Genomic DNA, 16,752 nt, shown 5'->3' on the forward strand with positions numbered 1-16,752 from the left:
GGATAAAAGACACCAGTGTCAAGACAAGAAATTGCAAAATAAGCAGAACAATTTTTAAATATGTATAGACAGAGGCTGTGGAAAATGCTTGTGAATAGGTAAATGTTATCCACTGACTATTGTTTGTACAGTTTATTTTATTGTTTATTTTCATAAGGTTAAACAAAAGCCCCAAACTACTCAACAAACTTATCCACAGATTAAGTGGATAACACGTAGCACTTAACCACAGATAGTGTTTTAATGTGGATACTTTGATTGAAACCTTTTTTTCCGGTTATTCATGCCAAAACAAACACTCGCAGTGCTTCCTCAACCATTTACGATCCACAGCCTAGATGGCGACAGTGCAATTCCTGCAAATGTACTTCAAAGCCCACTTTTTTTCCTAGGCAAAACAGAAGATGAATTGTCTATTGTTATCCCATCGACTGTGGATGTAGATTCACTCGATTCTGACGAAGGCTGGCGCGCACTTGAACTGCTCGGCCCACTACATTTATCTATGGTAGGTATTATGGCGCAGATAGGCGCTGTGCTTGCTGCAGTAAAAGTCTCTATCTTTGTTGTATCAACGTTCGAAACCGACTTTTTTCTTGTAAAAGATAATAAACTTGCTGATGCAACAAAGGCATTAAAAGATGCAGGCTATACGGTTCTTGAGGGCAAGTAGTGTTGATAGAAAAGCAACTCACCGCGCCTCCTGAGCAATTTAAAAAAGCCATTCCTATTGCATCACCGGTTTCAGGCCAATGTGTTTTATTGCAACACGTTAATGATGACTTAATAAATGTTGGTGCGTGGGGGCCGGGTTTAGCGCTTGTTACTGCTTCAAGTAAAGTGGTATCCCCCTTTAATGCAACAGTAATGAAAATAGATCCTCTCGACTATTCAATTGAAATTAAATCTTCTTTTGGGCTTAAATGTCGAATCAAATATGGTTTACACACCCAAATGCTGTGCGGGGCGCAGTTTTTTAGCCCGTTAAAACAAGGCCAGCAGATTCAAGCCGGCGCTATGTTATTTAGTGTAAATTCTGCGTGGCTGAAACAACAAGGCGTGGAAAATATTTGTATAATAACCCTATTAAATGCCAAAGCCTTATTAGGCGTTTTACCTACGCATCAAAAATTTGTTGATGCAGGTAGCGACACGCTGTTAACCCTGTATATTTAGACAAATTCGAACCCTTTTTGAAAATGTATAATAACGCGCTTATTATGCACCTATACTAACTTCACGCTGTAACGGAGTATCCTTTTGAGTACAACAATGTATGGCATCGCAAATTGCGACACGATTAAAAAAGCCAAGAAATGGTTAGCTGAGAACAACATCGAATTTACTTTTCACGACTATAGAAAAGACGGCATAGACACTGAATTTCTTGCCGACGCTGAAGCCAAACTTGGCTATGAAGTGATGTTGAACAAACGTGGTACTACCTTTCGCCAACTTGATGACAGTGATAAAACAGATATCACCCGCGAAAAAGCGTTAGCTTTGTTATTGGAACACCCTGCGATGGTGAAGCGCCCTATATTAAATCATAACGGCACGTTTCACATTGGCTTTAAACCTGCGCAGTATGAGGAAATATTTTGTTAAACGATAACGTAATAGACATTGCTAAGAACCTAATGAATAGGCGTTCGGTTACCCCCGAGGATGAGGGCTGCCAAGAAGCCATGAAAGACTTCTTAGGTGCCTTAGGGTTTAACAATGAAACCATGGTATTTGACGATACCACCAACCTTTGGTCTCGCCGTGGCAGCGAAGGTCCAGTTTTTTGCTTTGCTGGTCACACCGACGTGGTGCCTAGTGGCCCAGAAAGCGCATGGAAAACTCCGCCTTTTACGGCTACTGAAGTAGACGGGTATTTACATGGCCGTGGTGCTGCCGATATGAAGGGTAGCTTAGCGGCAATGTTAGTGGCAACGCGTCAATTCGTGGCCGACTACCCTGATCATAAAGGTAGTATCGCGTATCTTATTACCAGCGACGAAGAAGGCCCGTTTATTAACGGTACTACTCGTGTCATTGATACTCTTGAAGCGCGAAACGAAAAAATTACTTGGTGCTTAGTGGGCGAGCCATCTTCTACGGATGAAGTGGGCGATATTGTCAAAAATGGCCGCCGTGGATCATTAACTGGCGATCTCACTGTTAAAGGTATTCAAGGCCATGTTGCCTACCCACATTTAGCTAAAAACCCGGTTCACTGTGCCACACCTGCATTAACTGAATTGGCACAGTCTCATTGGGACAACGGCAACGAGTTTTTCCCGCCCACCAGCTTTCAAATTTCAAACATAAATGGCGGCACTGGCGCAGGTAATGTAATCCCTGGCGAACTTCAAGTGTGCTTTAACTTCCGGTTTTCAACCGAAGTAACAGATCAAGAGCTAATTAAGCGTGTTACGACCATCTTGGATAAACACGAACTTGACTACGATATAAAGTGGACGTTTAACGGACAACCTTTTTTAACCGATTCAGGCCCCCTGCTGACTGCCACTGAAAAAGCGATTGCCGATGTACGTGGTAAGCCTACTATTTTATCTACCGCGGGCGGCACATCTGATGGGCGCTTTATCGCACCAACAGGAGCCCAAGTTATTGAACTTGGGCCAGTAAACGCCACCATACATAAAATAGATGAATGCGTAAAAATGAGTGACTTAGAGTCTTTAAGCGACATGTACTACGGTATTTTGGTTAATCTACTCGCATGAACCCCGCTATCTGGTTAGGGCAAGATAATCCTCACCTTGTTGATGCAGGAAATGGACATTTCCTGCATGCTAACGTGCTACCCGCCTTTGTTAATATGCAACAAGCTGCCCGCCACGATGGTATAGATTTGTGCTTAGTGAGTAGCTTTCGTCAGTTTGATAAACAGTGCGCTATTTGGAATAGAAAATGGTGCGGCGAAGCGGCGCTGTTAGATGGCAAAGGTACCGCATTAAACCCAAATACACTATCGGACGTAGAAAAACTACATGCAATTCTGATGTGGTCAGCGTTGCCTGGCGGTAGTCGACATCATTGGGGGAGTGACTTTGATGTGTATGACAAGCACGCGGTTGAACAATGGGACGGTAAGTTTTCATTGGTTGACAGTGAATACCGTGAAGGCGGGCCTTGCTTTGCTCTGGCTAAATGGCTTGAAGCGAACATGCGCACTTTTGGTTTCTTTCGCCCGTTTAGTGAAGATAAAGGAGGCGTTGCGTGTGAGCTTTGGCACCTGAGCCATAAGGGGGTTGCCACTGAATTTGAACAGGCGCTTTCGCTGACAGCACTGACTGGTGCTATTGAATGCAGCAGCATTGAAGGTAAAGCCGTTGTGCTTGAGCACATTGATGAAATTTACTTTCGCTACGTGTTAAATCAAGGTACGGCGTGGGAGCGATAAGCTCATACATTATTGTATACATGAGGCTCATACAGAGCTGTATGCACGTCAAAGTATGTAGAAGTGCATATAGAAGCTTAAGAAAGAATAACTCATGGAGACAGGGATGAATACGCTTTGGGTCGTCATTATTATCGTTATTGTATTGGGCGTGGTCGTTGGCAATATTACGCTGTTAAAATACAGTGCTAAATTTAAATTCCCAACGCCGCTTAAAAAGAACGACGATAAGCAAAAGAAGAATGGGTTTGAAGATGAAGAGGACGACTGGTAAAACAGTCGCCCTGCTGAAAGGGTATCCATATTCAATCTGCGTATTTTGAGATTGAACGGGGCTGGGCTTGAACTCGGATCTGGGCTAAAACGAATCAGACCTTAAATTCGTTTTAGCCTATCGGCTACTTTATAGCGGCGACGTTTTTACTGCAGTACCGCTAATACTCACCATCAACATACTGCCTTTGTCACCAATAACTTGGTAATCAAGATCTATTCCCACGACCGCGTTAGCACCCATGCTACGTGCCTCATGTTCAAGCTCAGTAAACGCTAGTTTTCTTGCCCGCGTTAACTCTTCTTCATATGAACCAGAACGGCCACCTACAATGTCACGAATAGAGGCAAATAAATCTTTGACTATGTTAGCGCCCATTACGGCTTCGCCGACCACAATGCCATAGTAGGCTTCAATTTTTTGGCCTTCCAAAGTAGGCGTAGTTGAAATTATCATGGGTTGCTCCTTGCTGAGTTGTTATGAAAATTGAGTTTATATTTTGGTCTTATAGTAGACCCTAAGTTATTCGCTGAAGTGCTATTCACGACAGTGCTAGTCGCCTAGTACACAATTAATCTAGCACACGGTTACCCTAGCCTATCAAGACAATGCCTGTTTCAGCTCATCTACCAATTCAGCCCCTTTATCTTCAGGGTAAGCCACAACGGCTTGTGCGCCCCAAATTGGCTTTGGCCATGCGATATCACTTTTATACCGTGCTACATGGTGAATGTGCAACTGACTAACCACATTACCAAGTGCTGCTACGTTTAATTTATCTGGTGAAAATTTCGATTGTAGCAAACGGCTCACCTGTGCCGATTCACTTAGATATTGTTGTTGCTGCGCGTCAGTCAATTCAATGATTTCAGTTACCCCGTCTACACGAGGCACTAATATTAACCATGGAAACTGGCTGTCATTCATCAGTAATACGCGGCATAAGGGTAAATCGTGAACGAAGAACGTATCAGCCTCTAGTCTTGCATCTAATTTAAACACTGAGTTTCTCCAGCTTTGTAGGTACAACCGTTAATAAAGCGCGCTGCCCTATTGCCACATTCGCATTGGGAAACACTATGGCTTCTCCGTCTTGCTGTGCAGTGTAGGTAGCGCCGGTTTCAGTAGCCAATACCGTACCTTTAGCATAATCGGTAAAATTAGGCGTATCGTCATCGAAATGCAATGTAAAATCGTCTTGATGGCGATTGATAACTTGGTTCACCCGATAAATATCTAGCGAATCGATATCTACGTCAGGCCTAAAGTCATCGTCACAAATAAGTGCGGTAATGGATTGTTTTGCTGCTTCAAAACGGCTCATGTCGTTTTGACCAAATGGCTGCACTTTACCCAATTCAACGGTAAAGGCATGCGCTTGATGCTGCACAGAAGAAGAGTAGCTAAACGTTGTGGTCGCTGACTCAGATAGCAAGATAGTTTGAATACCGCACGCGGCTAAAAATCCAAGCTGGCTTTTACTGTGTGCTTTGCCATGTAAATACGGGTACACCGCAAACTTTTCATTTTTAGACTCTCGAATAGCCGTATGTAAGTCATAGTGATATTTCTCATCATCAGGACGTACAACAGCGAAGAAATCCGTTATCGCGTCTTCTAACGCTTTAGCGCGTTTGCGCTCGCTGTTGTTGCACCCTTCTCCTTTCGAATGCTCGCCATTAAACAACCGGTTCATGTTTTCTTCTACAAACCTTTCGGCAATATCCATGGCGGGTAAGTTACCAAACAGGAAAAGCACCCGATGACTAAGCGTTATTTTACCGGTAAGAATATGCTGTACCAGCTCGTCGCATATTTCGATAGGGGCAGTTTCATTTCCATGAACCCCACTTGATAACACAACATGCTTATTGACAGACGCTTTCGGCGTTGGCGTGAAGGCGATAATACCCGGGGCGGTAATAGCAACGTCAGTACCATTGTCTAACGTAAATTGAATTGAAGAGGTAAATAACTCAGGTTGAGTTCTAGACAAAGAAAGAAAATTTCCTTGTTCGATAAGTTGTTGCATACATAAACCAGAAGTAGCTCGAATAGCACTAGTTTAGCGATTCAGCCAAGCGAATGCACGTAATGCCACTTGCAAACAGGGGGTATTTTACTTACGCACGTAAAGGAGAGTTACCGACAATAATTTCTTGCTGCGCTAGAGTAATAAAGTCATTTAGCGGAATGGCTTTTGAAAACAAGTACCCCTGCCCTATGGTTACACCCACTTCTCGAAGTATGTGCAGTTGGGCGATAGTTTCTACGCCTTCGGCAATTACATCGCAGTTCTTTGCATTACCGATGATTTTGGCAGCTTCGATAATAGCGCGATTAACAGGATGTTTAGCTAATTCTATAACAAAAGTTTTATCTATTTTAAGGGCGCTTAAATCAAGATCTCGGATATAAGCGAGGTTAGAGTAACCTTTACCAAAGTCATCCACCGAAATTGCAACGCCTAGAGCGCGAAGCTCATCAAGTTGTTTTTTCACCATAAGAGAATTAGACAAGGCTACATCTTCGGTCAGCTCTAACTCTATGCGAGTAAGCGGCATGGCGTAAGACTTACTTAGCATCTTCAATGAGGGTATAAGATGATTATCATACAACTGAGTGGGCGATATATTAACGGATAAGGTTAGCGATAGTCGGTGAAAATCAAAATCAACTAAACTTCTAAACGCTTGCTCTAACGTCCAATAGCCCAGCTCATTCATCATGTTATATGATTCTGCCGCTTCAATAAGCGGGCCAGGAAATAACACGCCGTCTAACGGGTGATTCCAGCGAAGTAAGCACTCAGCACCTATAACTTCAAGGGTTTGCAGGTTAACTTTAGGCTGATAATAAAGCTCTAATTCATTTTGCGATAAGGCGCGCTTCAAATCAGCTTTTAATGCAAGGCTACGACCTGTGTCTGTTTTGTCTTGCATATTATAAAGGCAAAAGTTTTCGTACTTATTTTCTTTTGCTTGCTTTAATGCGGCTTCACCACGAGACACAAAAGCCGTAATTTCAAAGGCTTGACTATCTGATGTCACCACACCCACATTGAAATCTGCAATGAATGCATGATCATCATGATGCATGGGTGTTTTGAAGTGTTCTATGAGTCGTTCGAACATATCTCGCATTTGACTGGCACTTCGCATGCCGGGAAATGCGATACCAAATACATCACCACTAATTCTGCCAAGGCGGATATCGCCTCCAAATAGAGATTGAATGCGGTTAGCAATCTCTAGTAGAAACCTGTCACCAATATTGATACCTAAGCTGGTGGTTACATCTGAAAAACGGACTACATCCACTAACATTAGTGATAATGATGGATGCAATACACCACACTTCGAAACTGTGTCGATAAACGCAAATCGATTAGGAAGTGTAGCCAGCGAATTATGATGTTGGCTCATGACGGTTTCCTTGCACTAAACGGCGGCTAGGTGCTTAAAATAAGCAAGCAGTAGTTCAACACGACTTACCACTAAGCGCAACGGGCTATAAGTATGTAAATCGACACCTAATTATAGATTGCAGACCTTTTTTCTTTTGACTCGGCTACTTATTGATTTTTAATTTATTTTTGGCTTAAGCGGATAAATATATCACAACAAAAAGCCCGGAAAGCTTAGCATTTCCGGGCTTTTTTTGAGACTAGTTGAGACTAGTTTTCAATTTTACACGGTGAAAGTTTCCAAATACGTTCTACATAATCTTTAATTGAACGGTCTGAGGTAAACTTACCCATTTTAGCGGTATTGATAATTGCCATTTTAGCCCAGCGCGCTTTGTCGCGGTACGCCTCATCAATAGCAATTTGTGCATCACAATAACTGCGGAAGTCAGCAAGCACCATGTATTGGTCGCCATGATCTAGCAAGCTTTGCTTAATAGATACTAAAGCACCTGGTTTGCCCGGGGTGAAATAATCGGTTTCAAGCCAATCTAGTACCGCTTTAATTTCAGGGTCGCGGTAGTAGTAATCATAAGGCTTGTAGCCTTTCTCTTTCAGTTCATGAACCTCTTCAACGGTTAGTCCGAAGATAAAGATATTGTCGTCGCCTACTTCTTCAGCAATTTCTACGTTTGCCCCATCAAGGGTACCAACGGTTATTGCGCCGTTCAGTGCCAACTTCATGTTACCGGTACCTGACGCTTCTTTACCTGCAGTACTGATTTGCTCAGACACATCTGAAGCTGGGATCATTTTCTCAGCAAGAGACACGCGGTAGTTCGGCAAGAACACCACTTTAATCTTGTTGTTTACGCGTGGATCGTTATTGATTTTATCTGCCACTTTGTTGATGGCATAGATAATATCTTTCGCTAACTTGTAACCCGGTGCAGCTTTCGCTCCGAAAATGAATACGCGAGGCACCATATCGTAATCAGGGTTTTCAAGCAGTCGACGATACAAGGCCATAATATGAAGCAAGTTCAAGTGCTGACGCTTGTATTCGTGAAGGCGTTTAATTTGCACATCAAAAATAGCATTAACGTCTACTTCAATGTCTAACGACTCGCGAATTTCGTCAGCAAGTAGTTGCTTGTTGTTTAGCTTCACTTGCATGAATTGCTTTTGGAATGCCTTGTTATCGGCGTACTTTTCTAGCGCTTCTAGTTTGTATAAGTCTTTCGGCCAATCTGAGCCAATTTTCTTATCAATCAGCTTAGAAAGTTCCGGATTACATGCCTTCAACCAACGACGTGGCGTAATACCATTCGTAACATTAGTTAATTTGCCTGGCCACAATGCATCGAACTCTGGGAACAAATCAGACTTCACAAGGCGAGAGTGCATTTCAGCTACGCCGTTAACCGCGAAAGAACCAATTACCGATAAATGGCCCATACGTACCATCTTCTCGTTACCTTCTTCTATAATAGAAAGCTTCGCTTTAATGCGGTTATCGCTTGGCCATTTTTTATCGACTTCAGCCATGAATCTATGGTTAATTTCATAGATGATTTCCAAATGGCGCGGTAGGATTTTTTCAATCATACGTGCGGGCCATTTTTCTAGGGCTTCAGGTAATAATGTGTGGTTAGTGTAAGCAAACACTTTGGTGCTGATACCCCATGCTTGATCCCAATCTAATTCAGCGCGGTCTACTAAAATACGCATAAGTTCAGGAATAGCGATGGCTGGGTGTGTGTCATTTAATTGAATAACAACCTGATCAGCAAAACGGCTCCAGTCATCACCGTGGGCACGCTTGTAACGACGAATGATGTCTTTTAGTGAACACGAGCAGAAGAAGTATTGCTGAATTAAACGAAGCTCTTTACCCGCTTCAGTTTCGTCGTTCGGATAAAGTACTTTTGAAATGGTTTCTGCTTGTACGTTTTCACGCTGCGCATCTACATAACCACCAGCGTTAAATACATCCCAGTTAAAATAATCAGATGAATCTGACTGCCACAAACGCAATACGTTTACGGTTTTACCTTCATAGCCAACAACAGGAATATCCCAAGGGATCCCTTTTACAATTGAGCCAGGGTGCCATTCTTTTTGGATACGGCCGCTTTCGCCGTATTTGGTTTCAACATAACCAAATAATGGCACTTCTTGAATTGACTCTGGGCGGCAAATTTCCCACGGGTTACCGTAATCGCGCCAGCTATCTGGGCGTTCTATTTGCGCGCCACTCTTAATTTCTTGACGGAAAAGACCATGCTCATAATGAATACCATAACCAATTGCAGGCAATTCCATAGTGGCAAGTGAGTCGATAAAGCACGCTGCTAAGCGGCCTAGCCCGCCGTTACCGAGTGCCATGTCTGGCTCTTCTTCCATGATGTCGGTAATTTCAACACCAAGTTCTTTTAACGCGCCACTAGCCACATCAAACAAACCTAAGTTTTGAAGGTTGTTCGACAACAATCTGCCCATTAAGAATTCGGCAGAAAAATAATGTACTGCACGAGTATCATTGAAGTAGTGACTTTTTTGGGTTTTGCGAAGGCCTTCAAGTACCTGAGCCTGAATGGCTGCACAGGTGGCTTTCCACCATGCGTGGTTGTTAGCCTTATTTTCATCCGTACCTAGCGTACAGTGAAGGTGCTTAACAATAGCAGCTTTAAATTCTGCCTTGTCTAGCGGTGAAGAGGGTTGCGTTTTGGCAGCTTTTGCGTTCATTTTGCGTCTCACTCTGGTTGATGTGTGCAAAGGCACACTCAATGTGTAATTTAATTACAGAAAAAATCAACGATATGAGAGCAATATAGCAGTGCTTAAACGATTATGTTGTGATAATTTTGTTAAAATAACAAAAAACCGGATGAAAACGTATGCAATCATCCGGAATTTAACTTTTTAGTAACAATGACCAGCTTTGGCTGATTATTTTTTAATCTTACTTGATGATTTTCCCTACTAGCGCTTCCGCTTCTTTAATCAATTCTTGTAAGTGAGTTTCACCTTTAAAGCTTTCTGCATAAATTTTGTAGATTTGCTCTGTTCCAGAAGGGCGTGCTGCAAACCAACCATTTTCAGTCGAAACCTTTACCCCACCAATAGCGGCATTGTTTCCAGGCGCGTGGGTTTGTACGGCGGTAATGGGTTCTCCAGCTAATGTATCGCTGGTGACTACCGAAGCATCCATAGCCGATAGCTTCTGCTTTTGCTCTAAGGTAGCAGCCACATCTACGCGGTTATAAACCGGCGATGAAAATTGCTCAGTTAATGCCTGATAGTGTTCACCTGGATCTTTCTTAGTAACCGCAAGAATTTCAGCAGCTAACAAACACAAAATAAAGCCGTCTTTATCAGTAGCCCAGGTTTCGCCATCACGTTGTAAGAAAATACCACCGGCACTTTCTTCACCGGCAAAACCAATTTCACTATTAGACAACCCCTCTACGAACCACTTAAAACCTACTGGCATTTCAGCAAGCGGTTTGTTTAAGCTATTCGCCACGCGGTCAATCATGCTGCTTGAAACCAGTGTTTTACCGATTTTAAGTGACGCTGGCCATTGTGGTCTGTGGGTATATAAGTATTGAATTGCCACCGCAAGATAGTGATTAGGGTTCATTAAACCTGCGCTCTTACACACAATACCGTGGCGATCGAAATCTGGGTCGTTGCCCCATGCTAGGTCGAAATCATCTTTTAATTCAATTAATCCCGCCATGGCGAAAGCACTTGAACAGTCCATGCGTAGTTTGCCGTCTTTATCGCGACGCATGAATCCAAATTGAGGGTCGACAGCAGGGTTTACCACCGTAATGTCCAATCCGTACTTTTCAGCAATACGTGACCAATAGCCAATACCTGCACCGCCAAGAGGATCGGTACCTAGTTTCAAGCCAGCGTTAGCAATAGCCTGCATATCGATAACCTGAGCTAGGTCATCAATGTAAGGTTCCATGAAATCTTCTTCGCGAACTAAATTTTTGGCTCTTACCGAACGAATATCGATGCGTTTAACGTCTTTATTACCTTCGGCAATAAGCTCATTCGCTCGGTTTTGAATTTTCGTAGTAACGTCGCTATCTGCCGGGCCGCCATGAGGAGGGTTGTATTTAAAGCCTCCATCTTCAGGTGGGTTATGTGATGGGGTTATTACTACCCCGTCAGACTTAGCCGCCGCGCTTTCACGGTTATAACGAATAATAGTGCGGGAAATTACCGGCGTGGGGGTATAGCCCAAACTTTCGTTGTCGCTTCGCTGAATAACCACATCAACACCGTTGGCACTGAGCACTTCAATGGCGGTGATCATGGCAGGTTCAGACAATGCATGGGTATCTTTACCTATAAATAGCGGGCCGGTAATATCTTCTGCTTCACGATATTCAACCAGTGCTTGGCAGATTGCACTAATATGGGTATCGGTAAAAGTATAATTTGACGCCGATCCTCTGTGCCCTGAAGTACCAAAACTTACTGCTTCAGTAGGGGCAGCGGCGTCTGGTTTGTAGCTGTAATATTGGCTAACAAGTTGTGCCACATTAATCAGTTGTTCAGGTGCAGCTGGCTTACCAGCCTGCGGATGTAAAGCCATGAAAAGTCCTTATTTTAAGTTAAGCGTTTATTTGCCCTCTGGGGCGAATCGACTTACTACCGTTTCGACGACATCGGGCTCATACCCTAATGTACGCAAAACTTGTTCCAGCATGTTTACTTTCTTCGCGGTATTGTTGTTGGTGACTACCCAAAATGGGCTATCTGGAATGGCTTTCGGATTAGTACTGCTGCCATTTTCTAACAACGCCTCTTTGCTTGTAGCAAAATAGGTACGATTTTTACCAATAATCGATTTAACATTTTCAAAGGTATCGCTATTTAACTTATGCGCAGCACTTAAAATAAATAAGAACTGGTCAACACGTTTGGTAAATGTCGATAACGCATCTTTAGATACCATACCCACAATATCATCTTTATTGTGATTTTCTATTTCAGTCACCACTGGCGCGGCCACGTCTTTCTTAACAGGCGCTTTGGCAGGGGGTGTTGATTTTGCAGCAGCTGATTTCGTCACTGCCGCTTTGGCAGCCGTTGTTTTAGGTGCCGCTTTAGTCACCGGTTTAGTGGCGGGTTTCGCTTCTGCTTTTTGCGCCGAAGCGGCAGCAGTAGTGGCAGTAGCAACCGGTGCTGGCGTCGTTTGTACTGACTCATCAGGTTGGGAGGCATTGCTTGCACCCTTTATTTCACCATCTTCAGGCAATAAAAGCCTACGTAAAATTTCTGATGCGCTTTCGCCTATATGTTTTGTTTGGCTGGCGATAAAGGCATACAAATCATCATCTATTTCAATGCTTTTCATAACTACTTCCTTAACAAGATGCCCCATTATAGACAACCGATACGCACAGCGCAGCACTATTTCTAACCTAGCCCTAAATTCGTTAAAACCAACATTAAAATGATGCTTTTAAGGTGTTAAATAACCATGCCCATACCTTTGTATGGGAACCAACTGCTATTTCAGTACTTTAGTTGCTACTATCAATATATAAGGGGTTTAAAAGGTAACGTTTTATCATGCGAAAAGAGATTCAATTAGTGCATGACGCGCTAAGTCAGAAGATTATTGGCAAATCTGAACAGCTAAAACTCGCGGTGACGTGTTTACTAGCTCATGGTCATCTCCTTATTGAAGATTTACCAGGCATGGGTAAAACCACACTTTCCCACGCACTTTCCCATGTATTTGGACTTCAATATTCGCGTATTCAATTTACGTCAGACTTACTCCCATCAGACATGCTTGGCGTGAATGTTTATCAAAGTCACAATGGTGAATTTCAATTTAGGCACGGCCCCATATTTAGCCAAGTTGTTCTTGCCGATGAGCTAAACCGAGCAAGCCCTAAAACACAAAGCGCCTTGTTAGAGGCGATGGAAGAACGCCAAGTGAGTATTGATGGCACCACCCACGCGCTACCTTCGCCCTTCTTTGTTATTGGCACTCAAAACCCGGGTTATCAATCTGGCACCTATCCGCTGCCTGAATCACAACTAGACCGCTTTTTTATGCGTATATCACTAGGCTTTCCTAATTGGGAAGCCGAAAAAGCCATGCTGCAGCAATCAACCGACGTTCAGCAGCAGACAGTGTCATGTTTATCGCAGACAGATTTGATCACGATGCAAGATGCGGTTACCCATGTGCACGTTAGCGATGATGTGATTAATTATATATTGCGATTAGTGACAGAGAGTCGCCTACAAGGGCGCTACCCTACCCCATTATCACCACGGGCTAGCCGAGCTTTGTTGCAGGCAGCCAAAGCTTGGGCTTATATGCACGATAGAGTCTTTGTTACTCCAGATGATGTGCAAGCTATTTTCATTGCCGTTACAGAGCATAGGCTTAGTGCAAATACCCATGAACATACGGGCCCGTCATTAAGTCAGCACTTGTTGGATAGTATCGATCCGCTGGCGGCTTAATCCATGTTTAAAAAGGTATTACACAAGCCTTGGCTTGCTTGGCTAGATAAACGTATTCCGCCTAATCCTTCACATGCACTGAATATGCGTTCGGTGTTTATTTTACCAAGCCGTTTTGGCTGGGGATTTATCGTGATGTGTATGTGCTTGTTTCTATTAGGCACTAACTATCAAAATAACCTCATGTTGTTATTAAGCTATTTGTTACTTAGCGTAATGTTACTGACGTTGTTTTACAGCTATCAAAATTTTGCGGCTATTGCCCTTAGCGTGTCGCCTCCAAAATCCGTTTTTGCCAATACGTCAGCACACCTTACTCTCGATCGGGTTAAGCACTCCAACTACCAAACCAAACCTGAAGGTTTATTGCAGATCCAGTGGCTTCAATTCCCGAAGCTCAAAGATACAACCTCAATAATCTTTGATATTGGTAATCAAGAACAACGACTGACTATTCCGTTGTTACTTCATACTAGAGGTGAGCACAAACTACCCCGTATAACGCTAAAAAGTGCCTACCCCTTCGGGTTATATAATTGCTGGACTCACCTAGATTTCGACGTAAAGGTTATGGCATATCCAGAGCCTAAAGCTGGGAAACTTGGTGAAGTGGTTCACCACACGCAAGACACTGCTGGAAGCAAAGAAGATGAGCGACAAGGTAATGAGGACTTTTTTGCCCTTACCGATTTCATTGAAGGCGAACCATTAAACCGGGTAGCGTGGAAACAGGTCGCTAAAACGGGAAACTGGGTGGTAAAGCAGTTTAGTGAACAAAGAAGTGATGACGTGTATTTGAGCTTACCGACTAACATTCCACTAGAAGAAGGATTAAGTGCATTAACCCAAAAAATAGTGTCGATGCAATCGCAAGGTGTGCACTATGGTTTAAAACTAGGTAGTACAACTTTTACGCCCAATAATTCTATTGCACACATGCATCAATGCTTAAGTGCACTGGCGACTTACCCCAACACACCTTTTACGGTCAGCCATGCTTCTGCCACTCCAGCTGCCGCGCCCTCGGCCACATTGGCAGCCCAAGTCGCAGATAATAGCGTCTCGAAAGGCTTTAGCAAATGAACAATAAAGCAAATATGCTGCTAGCCACCTGCTTTATGGTATTAACGCTTAGCCTTCTTACCCCATTACTAACTTGGGTGGTATTGCTCGCCATATGCGCGGTTATTATGCAAAGCGCATTGTATTTTAGGTGGCAAGAATATAACCCAAGTAGCCGCACCGTAAATTTGTTAGCGGTACTGTCCTTAATAGCGCTAGGTTGGTTCGGTTCTTCTATTGGTTTACTTAATAGCATGATTAATCTTTTAGTCATCGCCTGCTCATTGAAGCTTATGCTGCTTTCAAGAACAAAAGATTTTTTACAGCTTTTCTGCTCCTGCATATTTCTTGTGGGCTGCGGTTTTATTTTTGCGTTAGGTATAGAAGCATGGGTAGGTTATGTCGCGGTAATTGTTCTTTTGTTTACTGCATTATCATTGGTATACGCCCCCGCTAGAAGCTTTAGGGTGTCTATGCGTAAATCGGCGATAATACTGCTGCAAGCATTTCCTTTGGCTGCACTGTTATTTGTAGTTATGCCGCAGCTTCCACCTTTATGGCAAATGCCGACGTCTAAATCGAATGAAACGGGTTTATCAGACTCGGTCACGCCAGGAGATATTGCTTCACTGGCGAGATCGTCCGATTTAGCTTTCACTGCAACCTTTGAGCAAAGCCCGCCTTTGGCCGAACAGCGATATTGGCGCGCCATGACGATGGAAGCCTTTGATGGTAAAACGTGGACAATTAGCCCAAGACGAAAACAAGCTGAAGCACAGCTTAAAACCATGGGCCGAAGTCTTGCGACGCCCTCACCTAATGGATCACTAACACCCTCAGAAAACTATCAGTTGATTGTAGAGCCAAGCAATCAGCGCTGGCTATATTCTCTTGATGTGTCGGCTGAAAACACAGATTTAGACAACCCTGAGATGTGGCGTCAGTTTAATTATGCACTACGAGCAGCACGTCCAATTGTAGGTAAACGAGCGTTCTATTTAAGCTACTTTCCAGATACGCCACTTGTCAGTGAGATATATGATTTTGATTATCAGCTTAATATTCAATACCCAATAGACAGTAATCTACGTACTCAAGCGTGGGTAAAGCAGCTAACGGCAAATGCAAAAAGCGAGCAAAGTATTGCCGAAGATATTTTACGTCACTTTAAAACCGGTGGGTTTAGTTACACCCTACAACCTAACGCTATGCCGAACTCGCCTATAGACACCTTTATGTTTGAAGCAAAGGCAGGATTTTGTGCCCACTTTGCCAGCGCCATGGTATTTGCCCTTCGGGTTGCGGGTATTCCTGCTCGTATGGTGACAGGTTATCAAGGTGGTGAGTTATTAAGTGATAACGTAATACAAGTTCGCCAATATGATGCCCACGCTTGGGTAGAAGCGTTAATAGACGGCGTTTGGGTGTCGTACGATCCTACCAGTATGGTGGCACCATCACGCATTACCTTTGGGTTAGAACAAGCGTTAGCCGATTTTAACGAAACCCGCAATGAAGGCATGTTTAAAGATTTAGGTTCTGCTGAACTATTTTTATCTATCAGAGGGTGGTTTCGCCAACTGGATTATCAGTGGAGTAGACTAGTACTGGGTTTTGATAATCAAACACAAACTGATTTATTAAAAAAGCTTCTTGGCGATTTAACCTCTCAAAAAATGACGCTCTTCTTTTTAAGCGTACTTGGAATAGTGAGTATTTTTTTGCTGGTGTTGTTCTTCCCTGTTAGAAGAAAGTCGACCCTGCCTAAACATCAACGCATTTATTTAAACGCCGTTGAGTTGGTGTCGAATTTCACTGAGATAGCGAGAAAGAATAAAGGAAGCACTGCCTACTTCAAACAAGTGAAACCTTTTTTACCAGTACATGCAGCGTCGCTATTTGGCACGCTTACTCAAGATTTTGAACATGCACAGTATCAAGGTGCCACAGACGGAGGTCGCGATGGCCAAAAGCAAAAAGAACGTACTATGGCAGATACACTTGCTGCGTTACAAAAAGACTTAAAGCGAACAAAAGCTAATTAACGCAGTGTAATTGTTCCGCTTTAGTGTCCACTATAGT

At 43.3% G+C, this 16,752-nt stretch carries 16 protein-coding genes; 9 read left to right on the forward strand and 7 right to left on the reverse strand.

Translation table 11 applies throughout. The features are described 5' to 3' along the window. Positions 1 to 283 precede the first annotated feature (283 nt). From AV939_RS07830 to AV939_RS07855, 6 genes are all read left to right on the forward strand, one after another. A complete protein-coding gene (locus AV939_RS07830) occupies positions 284 to 673 on the forward strand; it encodes an ACT domain-containing protein (protein WP_061997494.1) in 390 nt (129 codons plus the stop codon). Then, positions 673 to 1,176, forward strand: a complete 504-nt coding sequence (locus AV939_RS07835; RefSeq protein WP_061997495.1) for a PTS sugar transporter subunit IIA — start codon at positions 673 to 675, stop codon at positions 1,174 to 1,176. Before AV939_RS07830 ends, AV939_RS07835 begins: the two co-directional genes overlap by 1 nt. A 96-nt stretch (positions 1,177 to 1,272) precedes the next feature. Then, positions 1,273 to 1,608 carry an ArsC family reductase gene (locus AV939_RS07840; RefSeq protein ID WP_061997496.1) on the forward strand — a complete coding sequence of 112 codons (336 nt, stop codon included), beginning with the start codon at positions 1,273 to 1,275 and terminating at the stop codon, positions 1,606 to 1,608. Next, positions 1,602 to 2,735, forward strand: a complete 1,134-nt coding sequence (dapE, locus tag AV939_RS07845; RefSeq protein ID WP_082746044.1) for a succinyl-diaminopimelate desuccinylase — start codon at positions 1,602 to 1,604, stop codon at positions 2,733 to 2,735. Before AV939_RS07840 ends, dapE begins: the two co-directional genes overlap by 7 nt. Beyond that, a complete protein-coding gene (locus tag AV939_RS07850; RefSeq protein ID WP_057792642.1) occupies positions 2,732 to 3,415 on the forward strand; it encodes a M15 family metallopeptidase in 684 nt (227 codons plus the stop codon). The genes dapE and AV939_RS07850 overlap by 4 nt, the downstream gene beginning before the upstream one ends. A 106-nt stretch (positions 3,416 to 3,521) precedes the next feature. Next, positions 3,522 to 3,689 (forward strand): DUF2897 family protein, encoded by a 168-nt coding sequence (locus tag AV939_RS07855; protein WP_082605049.1) that lies wholly within the window; start codon positions 3,522 to 3,524, stop codon positions 3,687 to 3,689. Between the two features lie 129 nt (positions 3,690 to 3,818). Here AV939_RS07855 and AV939_RS07860 read toward each other — a convergent pair whose 3' ends face one another. The 7 genes from AV939_RS07860 to seqA all read right to left on the reverse strand — a co-directional run bounded on the left by AV939_RS07860 (position 3,819) and on the right by seqA (position 12,478). Then, on the reverse strand, positions 3,819 to 4,145 hold the full coding sequence (locus tag AV939_RS07860) for a heavy metal-binding domain-containing protein (protein WP_013784663.1): 327 nt from the start codon (positions 4,143 to 4,145) through the stop codon (positions 3,819 to 3,821). 144 nt (positions 4,146 to 4,289) lie between these two features. Continuing rightward, positions 4,290 to 4,691, reverse strand: a complete 402-nt coding sequence (locus tag AV939_RS07865) for an HIT domain-containing protein (RefSeq protein WP_057792646.1) — start codon at positions 4,689 to 4,691, stop codon at positions 4,290 to 4,292. After that, positions 4,684 to 5,721 (reverse strand): succinylglutamate desuccinylase, encoded by a 1,038-nt coding sequence (gene astE / locus AV939_RS07870; RefSeq protein ID WP_057792647.1) that lies wholly within the window; start codon positions 5,719 to 5,721, stop codon positions 4,684 to 4,686. Before astE ends, AV939_RS07865 begins: the two co-directional genes overlap by 8 nt. Before the next feature lie 91 nt (positions 5,722 to 5,812). Next, positions 5,813 to 7,114, reverse strand: a complete 1,302-nt coding sequence (locus AV939_RS07875) for a putative bifunctional diguanylate cyclase/phosphodiesterase (RefSeq protein ID WP_057792649.1) — start codon at positions 7,112 to 7,114, stop codon at positions 5,813 to 5,815. A 251-nt stretch (positions 7,115 to 7,365) separates the two neighbouring features. Further along, the gene (locus AV939_RS07880) at positions 7,366 to 9,843 is read right to left on the reverse strand and encodes a glycogen/starch/alpha-glucan phosphorylase (protein WP_057792651.1); all 2,478 of its coding nucleotides are present in this window, start codon (positions 9,841 to 9,843) and stop codon (positions 7,366 to 7,368) included. Between the two features lie 217 nt (positions 9,844 to 10,060). Further along, positions 10,061 to 11,713, reverse strand: coding sequence for a phosphoglucomutase (alpha-D-glucose-1,6-bisphosphate-dependent) (pgm, locus tag AV939_RS07885; protein WP_057792653.1), 1,653 nt, complete (start codon positions 11,711 to 11,713; stop codon positions 10,061 to 10,063). A 27-nt stretch (positions 11,714 to 11,740) separates the two neighbouring features. Then, positions 11,741 to 12,478, reverse strand: a complete 738-nt coding sequence (gene seqA, locus AV939_RS07890; RefSeq protein WP_061997497.1) for a replication initiation negative regulator SeqA — start codon at positions 12,476 to 12,478, stop codon at positions 11,741 to 11,743. A 218-nt stretch (positions 12,479 to 12,696) separates the two neighbouring features. Between seqA and AV939_RS07895 the strand changes: the two genes are divergently transcribed. Genes AV939_RS07895 through AV939_RS07905 form a run of 3 tightly spaced genes read left to right on the forward strand, consistent with a single transcriptional unit; the run spans position 12,697 to position 16,715 of the window. Next, positions 12,697 to 13,608: an AAA family ATPase gene (locus tag AV939_RS07895; RefSeq protein WP_061997498.1), complete on the forward strand. Its 912-nt coding sequence runs from the start codon at positions 12,697 to 12,699 to the stop codon at positions 13,606 to 13,608. Between the two features lie 3 nt (positions 13,609 to 13,611). Beyond that, on the forward strand, positions 13,612 to 14,691 hold the full coding sequence (locus AV939_RS07900; RefSeq protein WP_061997499.1) for a DUF58 domain-containing protein: 1,080 nt from the start codon (positions 13,612 to 13,614) through the stop codon (positions 14,689 to 14,691). Then, on the forward strand, positions 14,688 to 16,715 hold the full coding sequence (locus AV939_RS07905; protein ID WP_061997500.1) for a transglutaminase family protein: 2,028 nt from the start codon (positions 14,688 to 14,690) through the stop codon (positions 16,713 to 16,715). The genes AV939_RS07900 and AV939_RS07905 overlap by 4 nt, the downstream gene beginning before the upstream one ends. Positions 16,716 to 16,752: the final 37 nt, after the last annotated feature.

The organism is Alteromonas sp. Mac1, from assembly GCF_001562125.1.
Taxonomy (GTDB): domain Bacteria; phylum Pseudomonadota; class Gammaproteobacteria; order Enterobacterales; family Alteromonadaceae; genus Alteromonas; species Alteromonas stellipolaris.